Origin of the sequence: Pseudescherichia sp. (assembly GCF_031987975.1) — a bacterium.
Taxonomy (GTDB): Bacteria; Pseudomonadota; Gammaproteobacteria; order Enterobacterales; family Enterobacteriaceae; genus Pseudescherichia.
On the sequence record NZ_DALZYX010000011.1, the window covers coordinates 1 to 25,728 of the forward strand.

A 25,728-nucleotide genomic window follows, 5' to 3' on the forward strand; every position below is an offset into this window, starting at 1 on the left:
AACACAAAGGCAAAAAATTTAACTTTCCGGCAATGGGATTGAAAATCCCCGTGTCCTTGGTTCGATTCCGAGTCCGGGCACCACTATTTAGAAGAACCCGCCTATGGCGGGTTTTTTGCTTTCTGGGGTTCCGGTAGATTTTTGGTCATGATGACCGCTGATGTCATAACCCTGCTTCTGCTATTCTGCCCCAGCCTTTCTCTTGAACAGTTACCAATCCTTAAAAATAAACCTTAATATTGCTGTGTGAATATTCGTGTTGAGTATACAGTTTGAGGCTGTTGCGCAGATGCAAAGCTGTTTTCTGTATATCATATAATGGCATCGACCATATGTGATCGATACGAAAAGAAAACCTATTAACTACTTGATTTTGATGGATTAAAATATTGGTAAAATTATAACATCAATAATAGACCTGAAGCATATATAAATAACACAGTAACTAAATTATAATTCTTTAACATCTGGTTGATATACGAGGTCAGGATGCGGTTAGTTGTTATGCTGTTAAGCTTTGTGCTCTTCACACCGGTCTGGGCGGGTGAACTTTCCAGACCTGCCGGTAAAGTCCTTTTAACGCTGTCTGGTAATATCGAAAATACAAATGAAGGTGGAAAAGCCGTTTTTGATCTCGCCAGCCTTGAGAAACTGGGTATGGTCAGCTTTCAGACTACTTCTCCCTGGTATGATGGCCGCACTACCTTTACCGGTGTCCCACTACAAAAGCTCATGGACTATGTCGGAGCGAAAGGTTCTGTTGTTAAGGTCACTGCGCTCAATGACTACACCACCGAAATTCCTCTCAGTGATTTTAAGAAGCACAATGTTATCCTTGCGTTAAAAGTCAACGGAGAATATATGCGCATCCGTGATAAAGGCCCGTTGTTTGTTGTTTACCCTTATGACAGCAAGCCCGAGCTGAATAATCAGATTTATTATTCAAGATCGGCCTGGCAGGTCAGTAAAATGAATATTGAGTAAGGGATCTGAAGACCAACATGAACAGAATTCTGGCTGGCATCATTTGTTTCCTTTTTTTATCTACCGGATATATCTCTTTTCTTGTGCATGAAAGGCAACAAGAGCTGCAGAAACTGACTCACTATGCTGCTGCGTGGTCTGCTGCACAGATAGTATCAGAATATTACCGGCTTGAATCGTTGCTTGGCCTTTACACTATTGATGAGACGGTGTCGCTGGATGATGTGCGCATGCGTCTCGATCTTATGCTCAGCCAGAGTGATTTAATGAAAGAAGGCGATCTAAGGAATTACATAGAGAGTAATAAAGCCAATCATACTCTGGCGTTACAGCTTGAGAAGACGCTTGAGTATCTGGATATTCATCTTGAGAAAATGAACCGCTCAGAACTCCATGAATATCTAAAAAAAATGCAGACGCTTAATGCCCAACTGGGGCGTCTGTCGTCCGGCGCTTTAGATAAAGATATCAATTTGATTAATGATGCCAATCTCAAAATTAAAACTCTGTACTATATTTACTCAGCAACATCTTTATTGCTGATCATAATGAGTGCGATACTTGGCGTGTTGGTATTTTATCAAAACAGAAATATTCTGAAGACACATCTTCAGGTACAGAATCTTGCTGATGCACTGCAAGATTCTAAAGAAAAATTGCAAGCTCAGAATGCAAAGCTGGAGTATGACATCGTCCATGACTCACTGACGCAGATGAATAACCGCCATTTTTTCTGGGGGCATTTGAATGAAACCATCGAGATCGCAGTAAAAAACAATAATTCTGTGGTTGTGATGTTGTTTGATTTAGATAGATTCAAGGAGGTCAATGATACATATGGTCATGATGTCGGCGATATGTTATTACGCCAGATATCACACCGTCTAATTTCGATGGGCCTGATTTCCGATACGCTTTCACGTTTAGGCGGTGATGAATTTGCATTTATCTCGAGTGGCCTGACGGAGAGCTGTGCCGTTTCATTAGCCCAAAATATAATCGATGCTATTAGCCAGCCCTACACTCTTCATAATACGATTATCAATATAACCACCAGTGTCGGCATTGTTATCTCAGACACTGAACGTCGCTCCGACTATCTTTACAAATTTGCCGATCTGGCTCTTTATGAAGCTAAAAATGAAGGCACGGGTAAGATAAAAGTCTTCCGACAATGGATGTTAGAAAAACTGCAAGAAAGCCGAACTCTTGAGCATGATATGGCACAAGCGTTAGTGAACAAAGAGTTCGTGGTTTACTATCAGCCTATCGTCGATTCATTCAGCCGGGAAATTTACAGCTATGAAGCCCTTATTCGTTGGATACATCCTCTGAAGGGTCTTCTGTCGCCAGACAGTTTTATTCCTGTGGCGGAGAAAACAGGAATGATCAACGAGATGGGGAAATCGGTGCTTGAAATAGCCTGCCGGGAAGCCGCATCCTGGGCGATCCCAGCTAAAATTTCAGTGAATGTCTCTCCTGTCCAACTTAGCAGCGAAGCCTTTGCCGGGATAGTGCAGTCTATTCTGAACGAAACGGGACTCCCCGCTGAGCGTCTTGAACTGGAAGTGACTGAATCCTCTCTCTTTACAGAGAGCAATACGCCAATGGATACGCTTAACATGCTGCGAGAGCTGGGTGTGAAAATCTCCATCGATGATTTTGGTACCGGTTATTCTTCTCTTTCGCGGCTCAGCAGGCTTGCTTTTGATAAAATCAAAATAGACAAATCCTTTGTGCATTCGATATCAACACATGAAGACGCCCTTAATATCATCAGGCTCATCACCGGCATGGCGAAATCCCTCAATATGAAGGCCGTTGCGGAAGGTGTTGAAACTAAGGAGCAGCTGGAAAGCCTTCAGGCGCTGGGCTGTGATTTCTCACAAGGCTATTTGTTTGGCAAACCTCAGCCTTATGTAGATGAGAAAATCAAAAACGGTTAAAGGGAAAATGTGCTTTCTACCTACTCTATATAAAAGGAGGCCTTAAAAACTTCTGCTGTATCATAGATTGTGTGCCTCTGAAAGGTGCGATATATCATCACACATCTCTTGTAACTCATTGATCAATCTTGCCACATGGAAACCATCGCACACGGAATGATGTACCAGAACGGCGAGAGGCAACAAGATTTTTTCATCTTGTTTATAGTATTTTCCAAGAGTGAACATAGGAGAAAAAAAGTTTTGCATATGAGCAACATTGGTATTAAAGCTGGTAAAGCTTACCCAAGGGATAGCCGATATGAAAAATACATTTTCCCGAGATTCCGCCTTGGGCCAATAAGAGAGGTTATCACCATACTGCGCGGTGTCTTCAGAATAAATTTTTTGGAAGTGATGAATATTGCCATCGTAGTGACTCCATAATGATGAAAACGTCTCCGTCTCATTATGGAAAATCGTGTAGCTTGGATGAATTTCATTCCATACAACAAGCTCATTATTCTTTATAGCCATGCGGAACTCCGCATGACTGTTTACGACTTTAGAAAGAAGGAAAATAATAGTAGGATAAAATTTCCAGCCAACTTGCTTTATATGCTTAAGCAGCTCGGTAATATCCAGAAGGACGGTTTGGTTAAAAGTACATTGAGCAAACGACTGAAACACTTCAAAATGCTCTTTCCTTGCCCAACGAGACAAGTCAACAGGTGTATATTCCGGGGTTGTTTTTTTCATTTTTTAACCAGTGATTATAAATTATCTATCAGATGTTAGTCTAAGTTTTGTGTGTTAAAAAACATATATGGCTCAACCCGTTCTGGTAGAGCGCGCATTTTTAAGAGTAGCGCATCCTTATGCAAGAGGGAAGGAAATCTAAAACATTTAGTATATCAGATACTAAATGTAGATTGTTTTAATCCTTACCCTTTTAGACACGCGTCTCCAGCACTGCAATAAATTTGGAATGTACTGGCTACATAACAAGAGATTACCCTCCCTCTTAGAGGGAGACATGTAAAATCTGGCGTGTCATTTTTAGCGCTGCATCAAATGGCGTAGCGGTACGTACAATTTTCACCATGACGCTTGCGCCAACCCAAAGCTGGTACAGGCTTTCGGCCACCTTTTCAGGTTCATCTTCAAGCGTTAACGATCCTTCCGCTGCGCCCGCTTCCAGCGCGTCCGCCAGCCGGGAAATAATACCCGCCGTACCGTGCACCAGCGCCAAACGCATTTTATCCGATAAATCGGCCACTTCCGCGCCCAGCTTCACGGCGAGGCATTTGCCCTGACAGTCATAAAAAGACTGCGTCTCGCGCCATTTCTGCCAGTAATTGATCAACCTTTGAGCGTGACTAAGGCCTGGCTCAGCAAGCGTCTCGTCAAGCTCGGCCAGGTAATCGTTAAAGTAATGCTCCAGCATGGCTACGCCGAAATCTTCTTTTGACGAGAAATAATAATAAAAGGAACCCTTTGGAACATCTGACTCGTCCAAAATTTCTTTTAAACCGACAGCTGAAAAGCCCTTGCCGGCCATAATACGTTGTCCGGTTGCAAGAATATGTTCGCGGACCTGCTGGGTATGTTGTTGCGTTGCAGTTTTCATACCATCAATCTATCAACAGTTAGACCAGTCGTCTATAAAGCGTAGCGAGTTTATTTTTCTGATCTAAGCTAAGAGTCGCAACCATCCTTCGAGTTTTATCCTCCCCTGCTTTATCAATCCGGTTGGTTCATATCCCGCCCCGGAAGCTGAGGTGTCAGCCAGCCACTCCACCTCAGACATCCGGGCATATGCTATACAGCCAGCTGTTTCAACAGTTGCTCAGCGGTTGCCGCCGATGAGGTCGGGTTCTGACCGGTGATCAACAGCCCGTCAGTCACCACATAGGAGTCCCAGTCTGCGCCTTTGGAGTAGATCCCTCCTTTCGCAATCAGTTCGTCCTCTACCAGGAACGGCACCACGTGGGTCAGGCCTACCGCCTCCTCCTCCGTGTTCGTGAAGCCGGTGACCTTACGTCCCTCGACCAGCGGTCTGCCTTCCGGCGTTTTAACGTGGCGTAATACACCCGGAGCGTGGCAGACAAACGCTACATTTTTGCCAGCAGCGAAGAAGGACTCGAGCAGCGCAATGGAGTGCTTATCTTCCGCCAGATCCCACAGCGGACCGTGCCCGCCCGGATAGAATACGGTGTCGAAATCCGCCTGCGATACGCTGTCCAGACGGACAGTATTCGCCAGCTGAGCCATGGCGTCAGTATCAGCTTCAAAGCGGTGCGTAAATTCAGTTTGGAAATCCGGCTCATTGCTTTTCGGATCCAGCGGCGGATTACCGCCTTTCGGCGAGGCCAGCACGATTTCCGCGCCGGCGTCTTTGAAGGCGTAGTAAGGCGCGGCCAGCTCTTCCAGCCAGAAACCGGTTTTACGACCTGTGCTGCCCAGGGTGTCGTGAGAGGTCAGTACCATTAATACTTTCATTTTCATTCTCCGCTTGATCGATTAACTATTTATATTAGACCGGTCGTATATAAAAATGACGTCATATCAGACCTGTCGATAAAGGATAGATGCATTTACCCTTGCTTGTGATGTCGTTATGTTTACAGGGAAAACTGGCCCCTGAACCTAAGCTAACAACTATTCGACCGGTCGTCTATAGAATTTTTGCATTAATATAAAAATCGTTTTTTGGTTAACTACGTCAGGAGAACATGAGATGCCTGATCTTCCAAGGATTGCGCTTATCGGCCCAGGTGCAATCGGTACGACTATCGCTGCCGTGCTGCATGAAGTTGGCCGCACGCCTCTGCTTTGCGGGCGCACCGTCCACCCGCAGTTAACGCTGCGCCATGAGGAAGGTGAAATTGTGGTGCCCGGCCCGGTACTGAGCGATCCGGCGGCAATATCTCATCCATTCGACATCGTCTTTGTCGCAGTGAAAGTGACGCAGGTCGCTGACTGTGCAGACTGGCTGGCAACGCTGTGTGATGAAAACACCATCGTGTGCGCCCTGCAAAACGGCGTTGAACAGAGAACTCAGCTAGCCCCTTTGGTTAAAAGTGCCGAGGTGCTGCCGTCGATAGTGTGGTTTCCCGCTCAGCGAGAGCCGGACGCCTCTGTCTGGTTACGTGCCACGCCGCGACTCACCCTGCCCGATGTGCCACAGGCAAAAGCGGTGGTGGATGCGCTCGGCGGCACACGCTGTACAGTTGAGCTGTCCTCTGATTTTATCTCTCTCGCCTGGCGTAAGCTGCTGCAAAACGCGGTCGCAGGCCTGATGGTACTCGCCAATCGTCGTGCCGGGATGTTCTCACGTCCGGATATCACAGCTCTGGCGCTGGCCTATCTGAAAGAGGGACTAACCGTCGCACGTGCAGAAGGTGCGGCACTCGATGACAGCGTGCCGCAGGAGATCGTTGACGGTTTTCATCGTGCTCCTGCGGATCTGGGCACGTCGATTCTCGCCGACCGCCAGGCTAACCGTCCTATGGAGTGGGATATACGCAATGGCGTAATACAGCGTTATGGCCAGTCACACGGTATTCCTACTCCCGTCAGCGATGTGCTGGTTCCACTGCTGGCAGCAGGAAGCGAGGGACCGGGTTAACGTCGGTAAACTCCCTTCTGTTTCATCAATTTATTTGACCAATTCCGTTAAACAAATGGCATTTATTCTCACTCTGTAACGCGTAGAGTAGGCGTATCGAAAGCAGGCTTCGGCCTGCCGCCTATTCCTCTGAAGTCAGGATAAACGTCATGAAAAAGATCGGATTTTTGTCATTTGGTCACTGGACGCCGTCGCCGCAGTCTGGAACCCGTTCGGCCGCTGATGCGCTGCTGCAATCTATCGATCTGGCCGTTGCTGCTGAAGAGCTGGGCGCGGATGGCGCCTATTTCAGGGTCCACCACTTTGCCCGCCAGCTTGCTTCACCCTTCCCTCTGCTGGCCGCCGTAGGCGCGAAAACGAAGAGTATCGAAATTGGTACCGGCGTGATCGACATGCGCTATGAGAACCCGATGTATATGGCGGAAGATGCCGGTGCAGCGGATCTGATCTCAGGCGGCCGTTTGCAGCTGGGTATCAGCCGCGGCTCTCCGGAGCAGGTGATTGATGGCTGGCGCTACTTTGGTTACGCCCCGTCCGAAGGAGAAAACGAGTCGGATATGGCGCGCCGCCATACCGAGGTACTGCTGGACGTGCTGCGTGGCGAAGGCTTTGCGAAACCTAATCCACAGCCGATGTTCCCAAATCCGCCGGGCCTGCTGCGCCTTGAACCGCACTCTGAAGGTTTGCGGGATCGTATCTGGTGGGGGGCCGGCTCGAATGCCACTGCGGTGTGGGCTGCCAGGTTGGGCATGAACCTGCAAAGCTCGACGCTGAAAGATGATGAGACAGGCGAGCCGTTCCATATCCAGCAGGCAAAACAGATCCGCGCCTATCGCGAAGCCTGGGCCGAAGCGGGACATACCCGGACGCCACGCGTCTCGGTTAGCCGCAGCATCTTTGCCCTGATGGACCAGCGCGACCGGATGTATTTTGGTTCAAGCCGTAACGAAAGCGATAGCATCGGCTTCCTTGATGAGAAAACGCGGGCAATCTTTGGACGCAGCTATGCCGCAGAGCCTGACAGGCTGATCGAGCAGCTGAAGCAGGACGAAGCGATCGCCGAAGCGGATACCCTGTTACTGACCGTGCCGAACCAGCTAGGCGTGGACTACAACGCCCATGTTATCGAGTCCATCCTGAAGCATGTGGCTCCGGCGATGGGCTGGCGCGATTAAATCCCATCAGTTCGCAGTGCAAAACGCCTCGCGTGCTTTACGGCATGCGAGGCGTTATAGTTTATAGAGCAACTGATGCAGGCTTAAGCTCTGGAGACGCCTTATGAGTAATGAAACACCCCTGAAATATTATGACATTGCCGATGAGTATGCGACGGAAGCCAACAGGCCCGTAGGCGAGTCCGAGCGTGACGCCCTGGCGCGCTATTTTGAGCTGTTGATTACCCGCTTAATGAATAACGAAGAGATCAGCGAAGAGGCGCAGCGCGAGATGGCTCTTGAAGCCAGCATTGATCCAGAGCGTATCGATGAGATCGCGGAGTTCCTGAATCGATGGGGCAATGAGTAGCATCTGTTCAAAGACGTAGTCTGCGCAGGCGTTGTGCTTTACACTGCGCGCTGCAAAAATTGAGTAGATAAACGATTAATCAGGCGGTAATGGCGATGAACGGAACGATCACAACGTGGTTTAAAGATAAAGGCTTCGGATTTATCAAAGATGAGAACGGCGATAACCGTTATTTTCATGTGATTAAGGTCGCCAACCCTGAACTGATCAAGAAAGATGCGGCGGTGACGTTTGAACCCACCACTAATAACAAGGGCTTGTCAGCCTATGCTGTAAAGGTCGCCCCGGAAAGTAAATACATCTACATCGCGGGCGAGCGTCTTAAGCTCACTTCGATTAAGTCTTACGTGGTTTACAAAGAAGAGGTGCCCGCTGACACCCGCATCGATAAAGAAAACCCGGTGCTGTCGGTGGGTATCCTGATGAACAGCATCAGGCCGAAATCAGACGTGAAGCCGGGTGAAATGCGCTCGCTGAAAAAGCTGGCGATAACCACCTTTCAGGGAACCACGCTGATCTTCTCGGAAGATGAGATAGACATCGATGCAACGGTGAAAATGCTTAAGGTCTGAAATTACCCGGACTAACGCTGTGCCGAAATGCTGCGCCACAGATAAGCAGCATTTCGGTAATAGCGCATTTCATTAATATGACAAGCAGTATAATTTCGCGCTATTTTCCTGCCCCGCTTTTATCACCATATATGGTAGTTGCATTTCCTGCGAGGCTTATTAAAAGCACATACTCTATAGAAAACTATAAAAAATGGATATTGACGAATGATGTAAAAATGTTAAATTCCCTGCAAATTCTCATTTGTGACAAATTTTTCTTTTATTTCCAGTCTGAATAAACAGTAGCGATATCCAGCTATTGCAAGACAGTAATGCACAGCAATTTTTACACCTTAACTAAAATCATGAGTATATTCTATGTCTGAACAGCTGCAAAACCCAGCGGTCGCCGAAAATTCAAAAGTTACAACCATCAGAATTATTTATATTCTGTTTATCGTCAGCTACTTCACCGGCGGGCTAGCGGCGCTCGTTGGCGTGATCATGGCCTATGTTAATCGCTCCAGCGCTAATCCTTTTGAAAAAGAGCACTTTAATTACCTGATCAAGCTGTTCTGGATCAGCTTTGTCGTCATGATTGTTGCCGCGCTGACGTGGGTATTTGTCATCGGGATGATTATTGGTATCGTCTGGTTTATCTGGTCGTTAATCAAAATTATTAAAGGTATGACACGTCTTGGCGAAGGCAAATTGCCAAAAGCATAACGCCATTACGAGCATCCTTTTTAAAAAGTTATCAATGTCACCATTGATAACTTTTTTGCATTGGTAAAACCCACGAACATATTTGGAATTAAGCGATGAGCGTGTTCCCTCACAACTTCATCCTGCGAACGCTAGTGGTTCTGTCGTTAGCCCTGGCGTTAAACGGTTGCTCTGTCCGTTACGATAAAAACGGTAAGATGCTTTTTAACCCCGATCTGGCAAGCGTACTGGGGAACGAAGTAGGTCAGTTTACGCTGGCGGATGGATCGACAGGTGCGCTTAGGGAGCTGAATGGCCGCTATAGCCTGAAGTGGAGCAATCTGATGATTGAGCGTCCGCTTGAAGGCGTTAGCTGGGTACGGATCATCAATCAATACCATATCGAAGGGCATACTTTGCTGCTGCTGAAAGTGGCTACTCCCGCCTGCCCGGCACAGTATCGTCTGGTGGACCTCCAGAATACGCGCTCCCAGGAGTGGGCATTTACCGGCATATGCGATATTGGGCCGGACGTGACGGCCAGCGCGGATAAGCTTCAGCTGAACTTTAAGATCGACAACCGTATTGAACAATTCAACTGGCAGCATGGCGAGGTTTACCATCGCCGGTTACCAGTGCAACAAGAAAAAATCGTTCAGAATAACAGCGCTAATAAAACCCGAGCGTCCCGCAAGGCCAAATCTCAATCATCAGCTAAACCGGCCAAACGTACCCAGGTAAAAGCGGCGGAACCGCTGCCACCAAAGGTCGCGCAGCCAGCGCTGGATAATTCTCTGCCCACTGAAATCTATCAGCCAACAAAAACCCGCCAGACGAGCCTGGAGCTTAAGTCATGACAGAGCAGACTCTGGGGGAGAGAGGGACGCAAGAGAGGATCAAGCGCTCCCCTCTTCCCGCCTGGCAAAACTGGATGGTGCTGGGCATTACCCTGACCTATCTCATTTGTGAACTGGCGTTTAACTCTCGTCTGCTGGATCTGGTAGGCAGCATTTCAACGGCTGACGAAGTCCACAACATGGAGCGGTATGGCAGAACATTAACCGCCATCGCAGCGGCGCTTCTGGTGTTACAGTTTGCTCTTGTGGGCATTGCCAGGATGAAGAAGAAAAACCGCTCTTTATCACCTAAGGCAAGCGTAGGCGTGGTGCTTTCCCTCTGTCTGCTCACCGGCGCAGTAACATGGCATGCTGTGGAGTGGTTTATTGAGCGCCAGGTCGCTAACAGCACAGGTGAGTTTCGCCAGATGTCGCTTCTGGCGCAGCTCTACCAGCAATCGCTGATTGATGGACACCAGACGCTGGCGGGCATTCCGCTCGATAGTCACGGTGGCCAGGTTCAGACCTGGACCAGTCCGTCAGGAAAGGCCTTTCTGGCCATGCTGCCGATCCTGCTCAGCTCCGTTGATCGCTACCATGCGCTGTTAAAAAGCGGCGCGGAACAGAACTTGCGCGACAGCATCAGCGCCAGAGAGGGCGGCGTGCTGGGCTTTTACAAAGCCTGGCTCCAGGCGCGGGAAGCGGTCCACAAACAGTACGTCGCCTACTATAACGATGAGATGGATCTCAGCCAGGCGACCCAACGTGAGCAGGAGAGAGCCTGGCAACGCTATGAACGCTCCCTGCGCGCTAAGGGGCTAAGAAGCTGGAATGTACCTCGACGTTACTATGCCAGCGTCCGGAATAACGTTCGCGGGCAGGGCGTACCCGTAGCCAATAACTGGTCCCCGTCCGATCGTGCGGGTTTTGATGCGGCGGTGGCAAAAACGGTCAGACAACGTTATCTCGCCCAGCGAACCGTAGTCTTCGAGGGTGTGACGATCCCCAAACGACTCGACTGGGGCGTCTTTTTCCGCCAGGAAGTGGTACAAAAATCCCTCCGCGAAAAATTGTTGCTGCCGACAGGGACGCTTGTGCGTGAAGAGTACCCATTAAACGATGGGCTAAAGCAATTTGCCCTTGAACTTCAGACAGCTCACCTGAATGAAGCGGTGAAACAGCAGCTACCCAAGCTACAAGCGTCGTTACGCAGTTACAGTATTGGTGGGGAGAATGAAAAGCAGGGAGAAGATGCCGCACGCGCGGTGATTGTGCCGCCTGTTGCGCTGATCTTCTCGCTGGTTGGCGCGCTTACTCACCTGGCGAAGCTGCTCTACCTTATCCTTGTTCCCCTGACGGCCACCCTGTTAAGCAGAAGATCTTCGCGTCCCGTACGTCTGCTTAACCGTCATCCGCTGATTTTCCCGGTGGCGCTGATTTCAGGCCTGCTGGTGATGTTCAGCTGCATGAATAACACCATCACCGTCTCACCGGCCTATCAGAATTTAAAAGATGCGCTGCAAGGGGCTGAAATCACGATTACCGATGAACCGCTCTTTCTGCGCGGCGAGTCGTTATTACGTATCGTGCATGCCGTCAGCATAGGGCAGAGCTACAGCTATCCAATGAATCAATATCTGCGGGAAACCGTGCTGGGCGGATTCGATTTCGGCTATAGCACGCCTGAAAAGTAACTCCTGCCGGAAATACCGCATCATGCACTATACTTCGGCAACTCTCCACCCCACTGGCGGCCTATGACTACGCAACTGCTTACCCGACACTGGCGTACTCCCGGCGCGGTGATGCTCCTGCTCATCGCGCTCTTTGCCCTCTTCACCCTCCATAACCACTGGAGCGCATTTATTCAGTGGTGCCTGAGCGCGCAGATCACCCTGCACCGCTATCTGGTGATGTACCTGTTGCAGCTCAATAACCACCAGTACAGCGGCGGCCTCTGGCTGCTCACCGGGGCCTTTCTCTACGGCGTGCTGCATGCAGTGGGGCCAGGCCACGGTAAGTTTATTGTTGCCACCTATCTCAGCACCAACCAGGAGAGCCAGCTGGCCACCCGAGTGGTGCCCTTTCTTGGCAGCCTGATGCAGGGCGTCAGCGCCATCCTGTTCGTCTTTATTCTGGCGGTCGGCTTTAACCTGGCGGCGGGCGATCTGAGCGAAAGCCGCTGGTACGTTGAGAAGATCAGCGCCCTGATGATTGGCGGCTTCGGCGCATACGTCATCTATCGGGCGCTAAAGAGCCTCAGGCCGCACAGGATGCGCATTGTCTCCCTGACGCCCCTCGGGCATCAGCACGCGCCGGACTGCGGCTGCGGTCATCACGGTGTAGGCATGGCGATGCAGGGGGACTGGAAGACGCGGCTGGGGGTGATTCTGGCGATCGGCGCGCGCCCGTGCAGCGGAGCCATTATGATCCTGCTCTTCTCTAACGCGCTGGGGATTGTAAGCTGGGGGATTGCCGCCGTCATGACGATGTCACTGGGTACGGCGCTGTCGATTATGGGCCTCTCGCTGGCAGTGCGCTATGCCCGCGGACGCACGGCGGCGCTGTTTGGCGGCGAGACACAGCGGCTGGCGTGGGTGGTTCCTGGCTTAAAAGTTGTTGGCGGCGTGGTGTTAATGCTGTTTGCCACCGTGCTGTTTTTAACCGTCATTCCGGTGAGCGCCAATGGGGATTACATCGCAGCGGGCTGCTAATTATGGGCAATAAAAAAGCGGGCCTCGGCCCGCTTTTTACTAAGTGCTGAAAATTACTCGTTGATCTTCGGATGCTGATCGACCAGCCGCGAACGCTTCTTCTGTAGCTCCGCAATCTCCTGATCGATATCCTCAATTTTCTGCTCAATGTTGTCGTGATGCTCCTGCAGGATCTCACGCGCTTCCTGCATATCCGATGCCGCAGGGGTCGCGCCACGCAGCGGGCGGTTGGCCGTCTCCTTCATCGTGATACCGGTGATCAGACCAATTACTGCTACCACCATCAGGTAGTAGGCTGGCATCATCAGGTTCTCTGTGCTCTCCACCAGCCAGGCCGCCAGGGTTGGCGTCAGACCCGCAATCAGAATCGAGATGTTGAAGGCGCTGGCCAGCGCGCTAAAGCGCAGGTGCGTCGGGAACATCGCCGGCAGCGTGGACGCCATTACCCCGGTAAAGCAGTTCAGGATCACCGCCAGCATCAGCAGACCGGCAAAAATCAGGCCGATGATGTCGCTGTTAATCATAATGAAGGCCGGGATGGCCAGGAAGAACAGCGCGGTACTACCGAGAATGACGAACGGACGGCGGCCGAAGCGGTCGCTTAACAGCCCCATAACCGGCTGGACAAACAGCATCCCGATCATGATGGCGATGATAATCAGCACGCCATGATCTTCCGAGTAGTGCAGGTTATGCGACAGATAGCTCGGCATGTAGGTCAGCAGCATGTAGTAGGTCACGTTGGTGGAGATCACCAGACCGATACAGGCCAGCAGGCTGCGCCAGTGCTTGGTCGCAATCTCTTTAAACGATACCTTAGGTCCATCCTGAAGCCCTTCGCGATCGCCCTGCTCCAGCTTATCCACATGTTGCTGGAACGCAGGTGTCTCTTCCAGAGCGTGACGCAGATATAGACCAATCAGCCCCAGCGGCAGCGCCAGGAAGAACGGAATACGCCAGCCCCAGTCGAGGAAGTTCTCCTCGCCGACGACGGTAGAGAGCAGAACCACAACGCCTGCACCGAGGACGAAACCGGCGATGGAGCCGAAGTCGAGCCAGCTGCCCATAAAGCCGCGCTTACGGTCCGGGGAGTATTCGGCAACGAATATCGATGCGCCGGTATACTCGCCGCCCACCGAGAAGCCCTGAGCCATCTTACAGATCAACAGTAGGATAGGTGCCCAGATGCCGATGCTGGCATAGGAAGGAATTAACCCGATACAGAAGGTACTGATCGACATAATCACAATCGTGATAGCAAGTATCTTCTGGCGGCCATACTTATCGCCCAGCATACCGAAGAACAGCCCGCCGAGCGGTCGAATCAGGAAGGGAACGGAGAACGTACCCAGAGCAGCGATCATCTGTACGCTGGGGTTAGCGTCCGGGAAGAAAACCTTACCAAGCGCGTAAGCCACAAAGCCATACACACCAAAATCAAACCACTCCATCGCATTACCGAGCGATGCGGCGGTAATAGCCTTACGTAACTTGCCGTCATCAATAATGGTGACGTCACGCAGCGTAATAGGCTTAACTTTTTTCCTTTTAAGCATCTTTATCCTCTTTTGACTTGCGCCCTTAATCGCCTGGCCAGGAAGGCATACGCCTCTATGGTGATGCTAAACGTTCAGGATGCCGTGGCATCCCTCTTCAAGAGTAGCAGGTTTAGTTATTCAGACTGGTTAAACCCTGTACAACCAAACCTGTTTACGCCTGATTGGGCAGTTAACGAGCTATTAACATTAACAGGGTTTAAAAATGTGATCAACTTCACACAAAGTGTGCGGTTAATCTATTTCCGCCGCGTTTAGAAAGCGGAGCGGAGTTAACAGGAAAACAGCGGCAATAAATATAAAATAAGGCTGCGCATACGGTTTTCATCAATAACTCGGCTAATTATTTGATCGCTAGCCATTTTAAAAGTGTAATTTTTACAAGGTATTTACACACATTTTCCCTCAATCGTGCTTGAAAAATCTTTACGCAAAATATGTGACGAAGATAACTAAAACGCTGTTTTATTTTCATTGAATCAATATTCCAAAGATCGCATCATAGCCGCAGTTCTGATGAACCAGGGCTAATGCGGACGGTTACGCCAGCCACGTTCCTCCTGGTTCGACTTGCATGTTTAGATCGAAGGCCTCAACGCCAGGATGCCTTAACGAATTGAAATTAAAAATATTATTTTCTCGCTCGTGCAGCGTGATGAGAAGTGAGGGTTCATAATGAAAATCAAGGCCACAATTGAACGCATCCCGGGTGGGATGATGCTGGTCCCGCTGCTGCTCGGCGCGATCTTAAATACCTTAGCGCCCGATACCGGTGCCTATTTCGGTTCATTTACCAAAGGTATGATTTCCGGGACGGTACCGATTCTGGCCGTCTGGTTTTTCTGCATCGGGGCATCCATTGATCTCCGCGCCACCGGTACGGTATTGCGTAAATCCGGTACCCTGGTACTGACCAAAATTGCCGTCGCATGGGTTGTGGCGATGATTGCCGCCAGCTTTATTCCGGAACAGGGCATCCAGACAGGCTTCTTTGCCGGGATTTCTGTGCTGGCCATTGTCTCAGCGATGGATATGACTAACGGCGGCCTCTACGCCAGCCTGATGAACCAGTACGGCACCAAAGAGGAGTCCGGGGCGTTTGTTCTGATGTCGCTGGAGTCCGGCCCGCTGATGACCATGGTGATCCTCGGCTCCGCTGGCCTGGCCTCCTTCGAGCCACACCACTTTATTGGTGCGGTACTGCCGTTCCTGATCGGCTTTGCGCTGGGCAACCTTGACCACGATTTGCGGGCGTTCTTCAGCAAGGCGACGCCGGTACTGATCCCGTTCTTTGGCTTCGCGCTGGGTAACACTATCAACCTGAAAGTGATTATGGACACCGGCCTGCTGGGTATTTTCCTCGGCATAGCGGTGATTATTATCACCGGCATCCCGCTGATTCTCGCTGACAAGTTTATTGGTGGCGGTAACGGTACGGCGGGGGTTGCGGCCTCTTCAGCGGCAGGTGCAGCGGTAGCCAACCCGGTTATCATCGCTCAGATCAACCCGGCATTCGAACCGGTGGCGGCGTCGGCGACAGCACTGGTAGCAGCAAGCGTGATTGTGACGGCGATTCTGGTCCCGATTATTACGGCACTCTATGCAAGACGGTTTGGCGAGCCGCAAAGTGTGGTAAATAGCGAGAAGCCGGTAGAAGCCGACTCGTTACACCACTAAGACGCCTCTTTTTGACTACAGCCCCTTCTGCCAGCCGGAAGGGGTTACACGCCTTCCCCAAAGATCTCATCCACCATTGCCGTCGCCAGCCGTGTTGCCGAACAGAGCCTCGGCATACCCAGCGCCACATTTTGCCAGCTCTGGGTAATGGTCCAACATACCGGGTGGCGATCCGCATCGCACCAATCGCCCAGCCAGCCCAGCATATCTTTATAGTCCATCAGGCCCGGCGTGGTGGGGGTCGTTAACCACTGATGATAGAAATGGCGCGTGGCGGGCGAGGCGTTGATCCCCTGCGCCAGAAAATCGGCGGCCATAACCCGCAGATTATCCTTTAGCAGCGAAGAGGCCTCCGGACTGGTCAGGCGACAGGCGTCACCGAAAGCGCCCCAGCGCAGCTCCTCAAGAGCGATATAGCAGCGCCCTGCCATGGACCAGCCGTTGTACTTGCCGGCACGCCAGCGGGTAAAGATCTGCTCGCTGTGGAGGCCAGCCTGTACCATCAGGCCACGCTGGGTTAAGGCTTTCTCTTTCCAGGCGGCGCGCTGGCTGAAGTGCTTGTACAGCTCAGCAATCTGTTCAGGCAACGCAGCGGACACGGTGGGACGGCGTTCAATACTCTGCTGTAACGCCGCCAGCCGCTGGGTAATACGCGAGAGTGCAAGCTGGCCCGGATCAAACATGCTTGCCAGCTTCTCGGCCAGCCCGAGACGCAGGGCGTCACTCTCATTGAAGACGCCGGCCATCGCCCAAGGACGCAGCTGCGTCTGGTTCATGATCTCCTGGGTCAGGCGATCGCGAAACAGCTGCTGCTGCGGGACGATCTGCGCCTGGCGGGGAGCGTCAATGCCCAGCACCAGATCGACGATAAACTTCGGATGGATACACTCCAGCGTGCTCCCGGGTCCGTCCAGTAGTCGATTTTTCATGGTTACTCTGCCGCGAATAGGGTTTGGATATCATCGCGTAACAGACGGGCATCCTCATGGATCCATTTTGCCGTCGTCATACCCTGCTTCAGGTGCTGACGAAGCGCCATTACCGATGACTCGTTCTGCTGACGGATAGCCAGACTGTCACGCAGACTCTCCTGAAGTCCGGAAAGACTTAGCGAAAATTCGGCAAAGAAGGTGGCCATCCCTGCCGTAACTGAAACATCGACCTGTGCCGCTAAAGCTTTACGAATTTGTGCACAGAAATGCGCAACGTGGGCGATTAAATTCTTATGCAACAGTGACACATCAATAACGTAACGCGTGCGGGTCACGACGTAGTCATTCCATCCCCAGCCGGGATTATTGAGCCAGCGGGACATAGAATCCCGCACGCTGCCGACGCGCGACTGGCCCACCGGCAGATCTTCCGAGGCGATGGCGTCAACAAAGAGCTGACGGGTATTAAAGTTGAGGGTACTGGCCTGAAACGCAGGCAGGCTGATACGCGCCCGAAACCCGGTATGGCTTAGCTCCTCTTTAATGCGCGTCTCGATGGGACGCATGGCATCATGCAGAGAGCGAGTCAGGGTATTTTCAAGCTGATCGAAGCGCAGCGCCAGCTCGCGGCCAATCTTCTCCTGCGCCGCCAGCAGTATCACTTCACAGGCGGAGCGGATCTTACTCAGTACGATCTGCGCCTGGCCCTCATCCTCCAGTACCAGTTTGCCTGGTCCAAACTCTTCATCCTGCTGCAGGCTGGCAAAGCTTAGGTCGGCCATCTCCGCCAGCTTGCCATCTTTAAAATAGCTGTCGATGGCGCTAACGATATCTGCCTGCTGGCCGTTGATAAAAACGTCCGCCGCGGCCAGCGACTCGTCAACTTCATGGTTGACCTCATCGCTGACCCGCTCCTGGCAGCGTTTCAGCAGGGTCATATCCTCTTCGAGGCGGGCAATGTTGTGCTCAAGCTTCTCAAACGCCACGGTCAGGCTCTGATAGCGGAACGCCAGATACTCACTGGCGCTGTGGGAATAATTTAAAAGCTTGTGGGATGCCGAACGCAGAGCATAGAGCGAGGCGTTGGCATGGGCGGCGTGGAGCAGCTTGCGGATCGGCTGCTCAAACAGCGAATCTTCCCACAGCAGCTCCGCCGCATGATGAATATGGGCGATGTCATCGAGATCCGCCAGCCGCCAGCGCCGGCCCAGTGCCTCTTCGGCAAAGTCCTGCACCCATGGTTGCTCATTGGGATCCGGTAGCTTGCCGCGCAGGTTTAGCTCATGACGGGCGCGGTTCGCCAGATAACCCCACATGGAAGAGACCGGAAAGATCTGCCCTGGGTTGATATTGCCCTTCATCAGCGTCCCAGCGATCAGCGCCCGGACCTGCTCTTCATCATCGCTGTTGCGATCCTTTTGATCGAACTTATTCACCAGCGCGTAGAGCGGTACCGATTTGCCCACCGCCGCGATAGCATGGCGCACCTCTTCATCTGAGATAGATTTGAGCTGGGTATAGTCGAGCACCGCCAGCACCGCCGAGGCCCGCGCCAGCTGCTCGTTCAGCATCTGCTGCAGGTGCGGCTGCCCGGCCTCGTTTGGCCCAGGGGTGTCCAGCAGCGTGAGCTGGCCCATGCTATTCTCCAGCCCGGCGAGGTGCACAAACTCAACTTCAATTACTGGAATATGCTCAATCGCGGTATAAGCGGAGAAGGGAAAATCGACCTCCAGCGCTTTTGACAGGCGCACCAGGTCGTTGAGGCTCTTCAGGCAGTGAAAAATGGGTTGGGCACCCAGGTAGTGCTTATCGAAGGCGTCGCCTTGCTGGATGCGCTCCAGCAGCGTCGTCATATCCTTGTCGATCTCCAGCTTCTGCGCCAGCCGATCGCGGTCAACGTTAAACAGCCGCGTCTGGAGCTGCTGCGTCAGGGCATCGATCGGCCCGACGTGGGAAAAGTGCAGCACCGGCTCTTTTTGTCCCGGCGTATGGCGGATAAGGGTCGGCAGGGCTGTCATTGGCCGGTTACGGTTGGGCAGCACTTCGGTACCGACAATGGCATTAATCGTTGTCGATTTTCCCGCCTTCATTGTGCCAACAATTGCCAACACCATTTCGAGACGGGTAATTTTCCGCAGCTCGTTATCCAGGGTGGCATACTGGGCCTCTGCGCCACGGGCGCTAAAATGCAACGGCAGCACGTTGGCGGTATCGCTATCTCCGGCAGACAATGTACTGTCCAGCGTCGCCATGGGCATGGCCTGCAATGACTGGAGATTATGCAGTGAAAGCTGTAACAGCCTCTCGGCTTCCTGGCTTAATTCGAAAATTGTCTGTGTGTGCATGATGAAAGTCTTTCCTTAACGCAAATTTTCTTACTTTTATTTAGCCGTGCTATTTATTTAGTAAAGTTTCGGCTTTTATAATTACGTGTGGAAAATATCTAAAAAAGATAATCGCCTGATGACGCTCAGGAAAATAAATATTTTTGTCTCAACTCAACGACAGATCTTTCGTTCCGGACCAAGAAACCAGAGCGATTAGAGAGCGTAGCGCATTTTTATGTGCAGCCAGGATATATCTTCATATTTTTACCCACCTAATTTGAGGGTAATAGACCACCTTCGACAGAAGAGTTTGCAGGTGTCAGATGCCGTTGCGAATAACGCTCGATGCTTCATCTCACCATATATGAATTAGCGAAAAGTGGCAATTTCCCCCGAAAAATATTCTAAATATCATACATAAACCTATACCTTCTGCGTCACAATGCCAGCATCGCTCATCGCTGTGACAGGTTGTGTCAAGCCCACGCATTTTTGCCTGTTTTTGCAAAAAATAATAGCACCGACAACTGTAAGGTATTAGTGTATAATCGCCGTTTTCTCGGCCTGTTGCCGAGCTTTAGCGGGCCACGCGTCCGCGTTGCCAGCCCCTACGAGGATCGCACCATGTCACTTCCCCATTGCCCAAAATGTCACTCCGAGTATACCTATGAAGATAATGGCCTGTTCATCTGCCCGGAGTGCGCATATGAATGGAATGAAAGCGAATCCGCAGCCGAGAGCGATCAATTAATCGTCAAAGATGCTAACGGCAATCTGCTGGCGGATGGCGACAGCGTCACGGTAATTAAGGATCTCAAGGTCAAAGGCAGCTCCTCAATGCTGAAGATCGGCACAAAAGTTAAAAATATTCGCCTCGTTGAGGGCGACCATAATATTGATTGCAAAATCGACGGCTTCGGTCCAATGAAGCTTAAATCAGAATTTGTTAAAAAGAATTAACTCTGGGCGACCCATTTTCAGGCACCGCTGGCACTATCTTCATTATCCGGTCACGGTAACTTAACCTAAATGTCACACTCGGCGGCCAGGATAGGACGATTCTAACCGGAGGTCGTCCATGCAGGGTGCTCAACACCATTTTCGCCGTCTATCTAAAGCCATGAGTGAGCCGGGGGTAATTGTCACCTTCAGCCCGCTTAACGATGAGTGCCAGCCACTCGATCTCGCCAGCGTACTGCTTACGTTAACCGAGTCCAGCCGCGCCCCGCTGATCTTACAGGTTGCCAGCCTGAGCGGCGGACGCATGCTGCGCCTGACCGGCAGCGGCATTGCCGATGAGCGCATGGTTGCCCCCCAGCTGCCGGAGAGCATCGTACACGAGCTTAGCGAACGTTTGCCCCCCTTCTCGCCGGATGTGGACCTGCTCCTGACCTGCGGCGAACGCCTGATGGCCATTCCACGTACAACCCATATCGAAGTGCGCTGACTAGCGCGTCTGGGCCTTGCGCAGCGCCTGGGCCAGCTGGACGCGAGTGAAGGGTTTACGCAGCAGCTCAACGTCCGGCAGGGCCGGGTTGTCTGCCGGGCGCAGATCCTGGCCGCTGATCAGCAGCAGCGCCAGCCCGGGATAGTGCTGACGGGCAAACTGCACGACCTCTGCGCCACTCAACCTGCCCGGCAACATGAGATCGCTCAGCAAAAAGCCGATATCCGGCGCGGCGGCCAGCAGCGCCAGCGCCTGCTCGCTGTTTTCCGCCTCCAGCGTCAGGTAACCAAGCTGGTGCAGCTGCTCGCATAGCGTCTGCCGTACGTCGGCCTCGTCCTCCAGCACCAGAATCAGCCGGTCGGTACTGTCGCCGTCGGGCATGGCTTCGGGCTGGCTTAAGTTGGCAGCCTGCCCGGATGCGCGCGGCAGATGCAGCCGCACCGTCGTCCCCTGCCCCGGCGCGCTCTCAATCTCTACCCGCCCGCCCGACTGACGGATAAATCCGTAGACCATCGACAGGCCCAGGCCGCTGCCGCTGCCGGTCTGCTTGGTGGTAAAGAACGGCTCAAATACCCGGGCTTTGACCTCCTGCGACATGCCGCAGCCGCGATCGGCCACTTCCAGAGCAACCATATCCTGACGACGGCCGTCGCTGCGCGTTACCCGTTGGTTCCAGGTGCGGATGCGGATAACGCCGCTCCGACCCTCCATCGCGTCACGGGCGTTCATTACCAAATTGATCAGGGCATTTTCCAGCTGACCGACGTCGATCCACGCCGCCCACGCCGGGCTTTGCGCCTCAATCTCCAGCGTCAGGGTGGTAGGCAGGGAGTGACGCAGCAGCTCGCTCAGATTTTCCAGCAGGGGCTGCATCGCCACCGCCTGCGGGTGCAGGGACTGCTTGCGCGAAAAGGCCAGCAGGCGCTGGGTAAGCAGCGCCCCACGCTCGGCAGCCTGCAAGGCCCGGCTGATACGGGCCGCATCCGGCGAGCCGGGGCTGACCAGCTCCAGGCTGCCGATGATCACCGCCAGCAGGTTATTAAAGTCGTGTGCCAGCCCGCCCGTCAGCTGCCCGACGGCTTTCATCTTCTGGCTATGCAGCAGCGCCTCCTCCAGCCCCTGCCGTTCGGTACGGTCGATCTCCATCTGGGTCGTCTTCTCCCGCAGCAGCCGGGAGGTGTGCTCCAGCGAGGCGGTATTACGGGCAAAGACGTTAAACGCCCGCGCCAGCTCCCCCAGCTCGTCCCGCCGCTGTAACGCGGGGACGGAGACATCCTGCTCCCCCCTTGCCAGCCGGGTCATCGCCCGGGAGATAGCCGTCAGGTTTGATCCCAGGTTGCGGTAGATGTACCAGCCTGCAAAACCGGTGATCACCAGCGCCAGCAGCGCGAAAGCGATAATAAACAGGATGATAGATTTCAGCTCGCGGTGGCTCTGGTCGATACGCTGCTGGGAGACGTCTACGACGCGCTCTACGTACTGGTTAATATCGGTATTCAAAAAGGCTACCAGCGCCTTGATATGGTACATATACCAGCTGATGGCCAGATCGCTCTCTTCAAGTTGCAACGAGAGCGGTCCCAGCTTGCGCAGCTCGGCGGTGAAGTCGCCCAAAATAGTGTTAATAACGGGCTGGTTTGCGCGCCCCGGCAACTGCATCACAATCGTCTCCAGCGCCGCCACCGTTGGACGCGGCGAAGGGGTCTGGATCGCTGCGCTAAGCAGGCGGTCCATCTCCTCCAGCAGTCGGGCATCCGGCACGCTGCCGCCGTCGCGCAGGTTGATTCGCTGGATCTGGCGCAGGTAGCTCTGGTTTTGGTAGAGCGAGCTGAGCAGCGAGTTACGCTGCAGATGGCGGCGGTGGCCTCGCTCCAGCATCTGCGTTGCGCTGTGCTGTAATTCATTGCTGCGCTGAATAATGCGCGCCACCAGCTGCTGCTCGCTGTGCGCCAGCGGCGCGTGGGCCAGCTGCTCCAGCGAGCGCTGCAGGGCCGCCTGGGTCGCCTTCAGCCGCTCGGCCTCGCCCTGATACTCCAGCGCGCCTACCACCTGCGACAGCCTGACCGCCGCCGTCGCCACGTTCGCCGTGTCCCGCGCCAGGTTCATGCTGCCGGTCATATCGTCCAGCGTCTGCTGCTGCACCTGCTCCTGGATCTGGCTGGCATGGCGAAACCCCAGCACCGCCGCGCCGCTGACCATCAGCGTCACCACCATCACCAGCAGGTTAAAGATGAGCAATCGCCCGCGCGCGCTGGCGAAAAAGTGACTTCCTTGCTGCGGCATATCACGCTCCGGGAAGAAAAATCACAATATGACAAATATGAACGGCTTCTGACATTTTGCGTTTACGTTCCTGTGATGGAGTGCTGATATCGCCCACCCCGCAGGAGATCCGCCATGAGCAGGACACCGGTACTGGAAATGCGCAGCATTGCCAAAGCCTTTGGCAAATTCTACGCGCTTAAGGGTGTGGATCTGACGGTCTGGCCCGGTGAGATCCACGCTCTGATGGGAGAGAACGGCGCGGGTAAAAGCACGCTGATGAAAATCCTTGCCGGAGCCTACACCGCCACCAGCGGGGAGATCCTGATCGACGGTCAGCCCTACAGCATCAAAGGCCCGAAAGATGCCCTCTCTGCCGGCATTACCCTCATCTATCAGGAGATGCAACTCGCCCCGAACCTCACCGTTGCCGAAAACATTTTCCTCGGCAGCGAGCTATCCAGCGGCGGGCTGGTAAAGCGTAAAGAGATGGTCACCCAGGCGCAGAGCGTCATTAACCGCCTCGGGGCGCAGTTTAAGGCCAGCGATCTGGTAATGAAGCTGACCATCGCTGAGCAGCAGCAGGTGGAGATCGCCAGGGCGCTGCACCGTAAGAGCCGCGTGCTGGTGATGGATGAACCCACCGCCGCCCTCTCCTCCCGCGAGACCCACCGCCTGTTTGAGCTGATCCTGCGCCTGCGCGACGAGGGCATGGCGATTATCTATATCAGCCATCGCATGGCAGAGGTGTATGAGCTATCCGATCGCGTCAGCGTTCTGCGTGACGGGCAGTACGTCGGCAGCCTGATGCGCGACAAGCTGAACGCTGCCGAGCTGGTACGCATGATGGTGGGCCGCCCGCTCAGCGACCTGTTTAACAAAGAGCGCGATATTACCCCCGGCGAGACCCGCCTCAACGTACAGAACCTCACCGATGGTGGCAAAATTCGCCCTGTCACTCTGCACGTCCGCGCCGGGGAGATCGTCGGCCTCGCGGGACTGGTAGGCGCTGGCCGCTCGGAGCTGGCGCAGCTGATTTTTGGCGTGCGCCGCGCCACCGGCGGGGTCATTGAGATTGATGGCGAGCCGGTGGTGATCCACTCCCCGCGTACCGCTATCGATTTAGGCATTGGCTTTCTCACCGAGAACCGTAAAGAGCAGGGACTGTTTCTTGAGCTGGCCGCCGCCGAAAATATCACCATGGCGACGCTGGAGCGCGATGCGAACTACGGCATGCTGGATCGCAAAAAGGCGCAAGCCATCTCTGACGACGCTATTCAGCTGTTGCAGATCCGCGTTCCTCATGCTCAGGTGCGGGCGGGAGGCCTCTCTGGCGGTAATCAACAGAAGCTACTCATCTCCCGCTGGGTTGCCATCAACCCGCGCATTCTGATCCTCGACGAGCCGACCCGTGGCGTAGACGTCGGGGCAAAAAGTGAGATCTACCGCATCATGAACCAGATGGCGCACAAGGGCGTGGCGATCCTGATGATCTCCAGCGAGCTGCCGGAGGTGGTTGGCATGAGCGACCGCGTCTACGTGATGCATGAAGGGACTATTGCCGGCGAACTGCAGGGCGATGACATTACCCAGGAAAATATAATGACGCTGGCAACCGGCGTAGATGAGGCGGTACACCATGGCTAAAAAAGAGACCTTAGCACCCACCCCGCAGCAGGTGGCAAAATCCGCGTCAGCGAAGAAGATGCTGATGGGCGATCTGATGCAAACGGTCGGGATCCTGCCGATCCTGATCCTTATTGTCGCCGTCTTTGGCTTTATCGCGCCGAACTTCTTTACCGAAAGCAATCTGCTCAATATCACCCGCCAGGCGTCGATTAATATCGTGCTGGCGGCGGGCATGACCTTCATCATCTTAACCGGCGGCATTGACCTGTCAGTTGGCTCAATCCTGGGCACTACCGCCGTGGCGGCAATGGTGGTCTCGCTGATCCCAGAGCTGTCGATGCTGTCGATCCCGGCGGCGCTGATGCTCGGCCTGGTGCTGGGGCTGTTTAACGGTGCGTTGGTGGCCTTTGCCGGACTGCCGCCGTTTATTGTCACCCTCGGAACCTATACCGCCCTGCGCGGTGCGGCCTACCTGCTGGCGGACGGCACCACGGTAATCAACTCCAGTATTAGCTTCGAGTGGATCGGCAATAACTATCTCGGGCCGATCCCGTGGCTGGTGGTCATCGCCCTGGCGGTGATCGCTATCTGCTGGTTTATCCTGCGCCGCACCACCCTCGGGGTCCATATCTACGCTGTCGGTGGCAACATGCAGGCGGCACGTCTGACCGGGATTAAAGTGTGGCTGGTGCTGCTCTTCGTCTACGGTATGAGCGGCCTGCTTTCTGGCCTCGGCGGGGTCATGAGCGCCTCACGCCTCTACAGCGCCAACGGCAACCTCGGTACCGGCTACGAGCTGGACGCCATCGCGGCGGTGATCCTCGGCGGCACCAGCTTTGTCGGCGGCATCGGCACCATCACCGGTACGCTGGTGGGAGCGCTGATCATCGCCACCCTCAACAACGGCATGACGCTGATGGGCGTCTCCTACTTCTGGCAGCTGGTGATCAAAGGGGCGGTGATCATCATTGCGGTGCTAATCGATAAATACCGTACCCGTCACCATCAAAGTGCATAACAACAAT

Annotated in this window: 22 protein-coding genes; 15 read left to right on the top strand and 7 right to left on the bottom strand. The window is 53.4% G+C overall.

The window, feature by feature from the left end:
• Positions 1–489: 489 nt before the first annotated feature.
• Both RTN40_RS18025 and RTN40_RS18030 read left to right on the top strand, forming a co-directional pair.
• Positions 490–984 carry a molybdopterin-dependent oxidoreductase gene (locus RTN40_RS18025; protein ID WP_312229669.1) on the top strand — a complete coding sequence of 165 codons (495 nt, stop codon included), beginning with the start codon at positions 490–492 and terminating at the stop codon, positions 982–984.
• 17 nt (positions 985–1,001) lie between these two features.
• Complete coding sequence (locus tag RTN40_RS18030) at positions 1,002–2,930, top strand: bifunctional diguanylate cyclase/phosphodiesterase (RefSeq protein ID WP_312229670.1); 1,929 nt, start codon at positions 1,002–1,004, stop codon at positions 2,928–2,930.
• Between the two features lie 60 nt (positions 2,931–2,990).
• Here RTN40_RS18030 and catA read toward each other — a convergent pair whose 3' ends face one another.
• From catA to RTN40_RS18045, 3 genes are all read right to left on the bottom strand, one after another.
• The gene (catA, locus tag RTN40_RS18035) at positions 2,991–3,668 is read right to left on the bottom strand and encodes a type A chloramphenicol O-acetyltransferase (protein WP_312229671.1); all 678 of its coding nucleotides are present in this window, start codon (positions 3,666–3,668) and stop codon (positions 2,991–2,993) included.
• 265 nt (positions 3,669–3,933) lie between these two features.
• Positions 3,934–4,539 (bottom strand): TetR/AcrR family transcriptional regulator, encoded by a 606-nt coding sequence (locus tag RTN40_RS18040; RefSeq protein ID WP_312229672.1) that lies wholly within the window; start codon positions 4,537–4,539, stop codon positions 3,934–3,936.
• Positions 4,540–4,730: 191 nt separating this feature from the next.
• Complete coding sequence (locus tag RTN40_RS18045) at positions 4,731–5,411, bottom strand: type 1 glutamine amidotransferase domain-containing protein (RefSeq protein WP_312229673.1); 681 nt, start codon at positions 5,409–5,411, stop codon at positions 4,731–4,733.
• A 238-nt stretch (positions 5,412–5,649) separates the two neighbouring features.
• On the opposite strand from RTN40_RS18045, the gene RTN40_RS18050 reads away from it, so the two are divergent.
• The 8 genes from RTN40_RS18050 (at position 5,650) to RTN40_RS18085 (ending at position 12,873) form a co-directional block, all read left to right on the top strand.
• On the top strand, positions 5,650–6,540 hold the full coding sequence (locus RTN40_RS18050) for an oxidoreductase (protein ID WP_312229674.1): 891 nt from the start codon (positions 5,650–5,652) through the stop codon (positions 6,538–6,540).
• 149 nt (positions 6,541–6,689) lie between these two features.
• Positions 6,690–7,715, top strand: a complete 1,026-nt coding sequence (locus RTN40_RS18055; RefSeq protein ID WP_312229675.1) for an LLM class flavin-dependent oxidoreductase — start codon at positions 6,690–6,692, stop codon at positions 7,713–7,715.
• Between the two features lie 103 nt (positions 7,716–7,818).
• The gene (locus RTN40_RS18060; RefSeq protein WP_312229676.1) at positions 7,819–8,064 is read left to right on the top strand and encodes a DUF2543 family protein; all 246 of its coding nucleotides are present in this window, start codon (positions 7,819–7,821) and stop codon (positions 8,062–8,064) included.
• A gap of 89 nt (positions 8,065–8,153) precedes the next feature.
• The gene (locus RTN40_RS18065; protein ID WP_312229677.1) at positions 8,154–8,636 is read left to right on the top strand and encodes a cold shock domain-containing protein; all 483 of its coding nucleotides are present in this window, start codon (positions 8,154–8,156) and stop codon (positions 8,634–8,636) included.
• A gap of 360 nt (positions 8,637–8,996) precedes the next feature.
• Positions 8,997–9,344, top strand: a complete 348-nt coding sequence (locus RTN40_RS18070; protein ID WP_312229678.1) for a hypothetical protein — start codon at positions 8,997–8,999, stop codon at positions 9,342–9,344.
• 95 nt (positions 9,345–9,439) lie between these two features.
• Positions 9,440–10,180 carry a hypothetical protein gene (locus RTN40_RS18075; protein WP_312229679.1) on the top strand — a complete coding sequence of 247 codons (741 nt, stop codon included), beginning with the start codon at positions 9,440–9,442 and terminating at the stop codon, positions 10,178–10,180.
• Complete coding sequence (locus tag RTN40_RS18080; protein ID WP_312229680.1) at positions 10,177–11,853, top strand: hypothetical protein; 1,677 nt, start codon at positions 10,177–10,179, stop codon at positions 11,851–11,853. The genes RTN40_RS18075 and RTN40_RS18080 overlap by 4 nt, the downstream gene beginning before the upstream one ends.
• A gap of 63 nt (positions 11,854–11,916) precedes the next feature.
• Positions 11,917–12,873, top strand: a complete 957-nt coding sequence (locus RTN40_RS18085) for a nickel/cobalt transporter (RefSeq protein ID WP_312229681.1) — start codon at positions 11,917–11,919, stop codon at positions 12,871–12,873.
• Positions 12,874–12,926: 53 nt separating this feature from the next.
• Here the strand turns inward: RTN40_RS18085 and proP are convergent, their stop codons facing one another.
• Positions 12,927–14,429: a glycine betaine/L-proline transporter ProP gene (gene proP, locus RTN40_RS18090; RefSeq protein WP_312229682.1), complete on the bottom strand. Its 1,503-nt coding sequence runs from the start codon at positions 14,427–14,429 to the stop codon at positions 12,927–12,929.
• A gap of 675 nt (positions 14,430–15,104) precedes the next feature.
• On the opposite strand from proP, the gene kdgT reads away from it, so the two are divergent.
• Positions 15,105–16,106: a 2-keto-3-deoxygluconate transporter gene (gene kdgT, locus RTN40_RS18095; protein WP_312229683.1), complete on the top strand. Its 1,002-nt coding sequence runs from the start codon at positions 15,105–15,107 to the stop codon at positions 16,104–16,106.
• 44 nt (positions 16,107–16,150) lie between these two features.
• Here kdgT and RTN40_RS18100 read toward each other — a convergent pair whose 3' ends face one another.
• Positions 16,151–17,035, bottom strand: a complete 885-nt coding sequence (locus RTN40_RS18100; RefSeq protein ID WP_312229684.1) for a diguanylate cyclase regulator RdcB family protein — start codon at positions 17,033–17,035, stop codon at positions 16,151–16,153.
• A gap of 2 nt (positions 17,036–17,037) precedes the next feature.
• Positions 17,038–19,383, bottom strand: a complete 2,346-nt coding sequence (gene crfC, locus RTN40_RS18105; RefSeq protein WP_312229685.1) for a clamp-binding protein CrfC — start codon at positions 19,381–19,383, stop codon at positions 17,038–17,040.
• A 606-nt stretch (positions 19,384–19,989) separates the two neighbouring features.
• Between crfC and RTN40_RS18110 the strand changes: the two genes are divergently transcribed.
• Together RTN40_RS18110 and RTN40_RS18115 are read left to right on the top strand one after the other, a co-directional pair.
• Positions 19,990–20,325 (top strand): zinc ribbon domain-containing protein YjdM, encoded by a 336-nt coding sequence (locus tag RTN40_RS18110; protein WP_312229741.1) that lies wholly within the window; start codon positions 19,990–19,992, stop codon positions 20,323–20,325.
• A gap of 118 nt (positions 20,326–20,443) precedes the next feature.
• Positions 20,444–20,812 (top strand): phosphonate C-P lyase system protein PhnH, encoded by a 369-nt coding sequence (locus RTN40_RS18115; RefSeq protein WP_312229686.1) that lies wholly within the window; start codon positions 20,444–20,446, stop codon positions 20,810–20,812.
• Here the strand turns inward: RTN40_RS18115 and RTN40_RS18120 are convergent, their stop codons facing one another.
• Complete coding sequence (locus tag RTN40_RS18120; protein ID WP_312229687.1) at positions 20,813–23,095, bottom strand: ATP-binding protein; 2,283 nt, start codon at positions 23,093–23,095, stop codon at positions 20,813–20,815.
• Positions 23,096–23,209: 114 nt separating this feature from the next.
• On the opposite strand from RTN40_RS18120, the gene RTN40_RS18125 reads away from it, so the two are divergent.
• On the top strand, positions 23,210–24,721 hold the full coding sequence (locus RTN40_RS18125; protein ID WP_312229688.1) for a sugar ABC transporter ATP-binding protein: 1,512 nt from the start codon (positions 23,210–23,212) through the stop codon (positions 24,719–24,721).
• Complete coding sequence (locus tag RTN40_RS18130) at positions 24,714–25,721, top strand: ABC transporter permease subunit (protein ID WP_312214251.1); 1,008 nt, start codon at positions 24,714–24,716, stop codon at positions 25,719–25,721. Before RTN40_RS18125 ends, RTN40_RS18130 begins: the two co-directional genes overlap by 8 nt.
• Positions 25,722–25,728 lie beyond the last annotated feature (7 nt).

Bases quoted from the DNA above. Each gene is read 5' to 3' on its own strand.
- RTN40_RS18025 (WP_312229669.1), top strand. From the start codon at position 490: ATGCGGTTAGTTGTTATGCTGTTAAGCTTTGTGCTCTTCACACCGGTC.
- RTN40_RS18030 (WP_312229670.1), top strand. From the start codon at position 1,002: ATGAACAGAATTCTGGCTGGCATCATTTGTTTCCTTTTTTTATCTACC.
- catA (WP_312229671.1), bottom strand. From the start codon at position 3,668: ATGAAAAAAACAACCCCGGAATATACACCTGTTGACTTGTCTCGTTGG.
- RTN40_RS18040 (WP_312229672.1), bottom strand. From the start codon at position 4,539: ATGAAAACTGCAACGCAACAACATACCCAGCAGGTCCGCGAACATATT.
- RTN40_RS18045 (WP_312229673.1), bottom strand. From the start codon at position 5,411: ATGAAAGTATTAATGGTACTGACCTCTCACGACACCCTGGGCAGCACA.
- RTN40_RS18050 (WP_312229674.1), top strand. From the start codon at position 5,650: ATGCCTGATCTTCCAAGGATTGCGCTTATCGGCCCAGGTGCAATCGGT.
- RTN40_RS18055 (WP_312229675.1), top strand. From the start codon at position 6,690: ATGAAAAAGATCGGATTTTTGTCATTTGGTCACTGGACGCCGTCGCCG.
- RTN40_RS18060 (WP_312229676.1), top strand. From the start codon at position 7,819: ATGAGTAATGAAACACCCCTGAAATATTATGACATTGCCGATGAGTAT.
- RTN40_RS18065 (WP_312229677.1), top strand. From the start codon at position 8,154: ATGGCGATGAACGGAACGATCACAACGTGGTTTAAAGATAAAGGCTTC.
- RTN40_RS18070 (WP_312229678.1), top strand. From the start codon at position 8,997: ATGTCTGAACAGCTGCAAAACCCAGCGGTCGCCGAAAATTCAAAAGTT.
- RTN40_RS18075 (WP_312229679.1), top strand. From the start codon at position 9,440: ATGAGCGTGTTCCCTCACAACTTCATCCTGCGAACGCTAGTGGTTCTG.
- RTN40_RS18080 (WP_312229680.1), top strand. From the start codon at position 10,177: ATGACAGAGCAGACTCTGGGGGAGAGAGGGACGCAAGAGAGGATCAAG.
- RTN40_RS18085 (WP_312229681.1), top strand. From the start codon at position 11,917: ATGACTACGCAACTGCTTACCCGACACTGGCGTACTCCCGGCGCGGTG.
- proP (WP_312229682.1), bottom strand. From the start codon at position 14,429: ATGCTTAAAAGGAAAAAAGTTAAGCCTATTACGCTGCGTGACGTCACC.
- kdgT (WP_312229683.1), top strand. From the start codon at position 15,105: ATGAAAATCAAGGCCACAATTGAACGCATCCCGGGTGGGATGATGCTG.
- RTN40_RS18100 (WP_312229684.1), bottom strand. From the start codon at position 17,035: ATGAAAAATCGACTACTGGACGGACCCGGGAGCACGCTGGAGTGTATC.
- crfC (WP_312229685.1), bottom strand. From the start codon at position 19,383: ATGCACACACAGACAATTTTCGAATTAAGCCAGGAAGCCGAGAGGCTG.
- RTN40_RS18110 (WP_312229741.1), top strand. From the start codon at position 19,990: ATGTCACTTCCCCATTGCCCAAAATGTCACTCCGAGTATACCTATGAA.
- RTN40_RS18115 (WP_312229686.1), top strand. From the start codon at position 20,444: ATGCAGGGTGCTCAACACCATTTTCGCCGTCTATCTAAAGCCATGAGT.
- RTN40_RS18120 (WP_312229687.1), bottom strand. From the start codon at position 23,095: ATGCCGCAGCAAGGAAGTCACTTTTTCGCCAGCGCGCGCGGGCGATTG.
- RTN40_RS18125 (WP_312229688.1), top strand. From the start codon at position 23,210: ATGAGCAGGACACCGGTACTGGAAATGCGCAGCATTGCCAAAGCCTTT.
- RTN40_RS18130 (WP_312214251.1), top strand. From the start codon at position 24,714: ATGGCTAAAAAAGAGACCTTAGCACCCACCCCGCAGCAGGTGGCAAAA.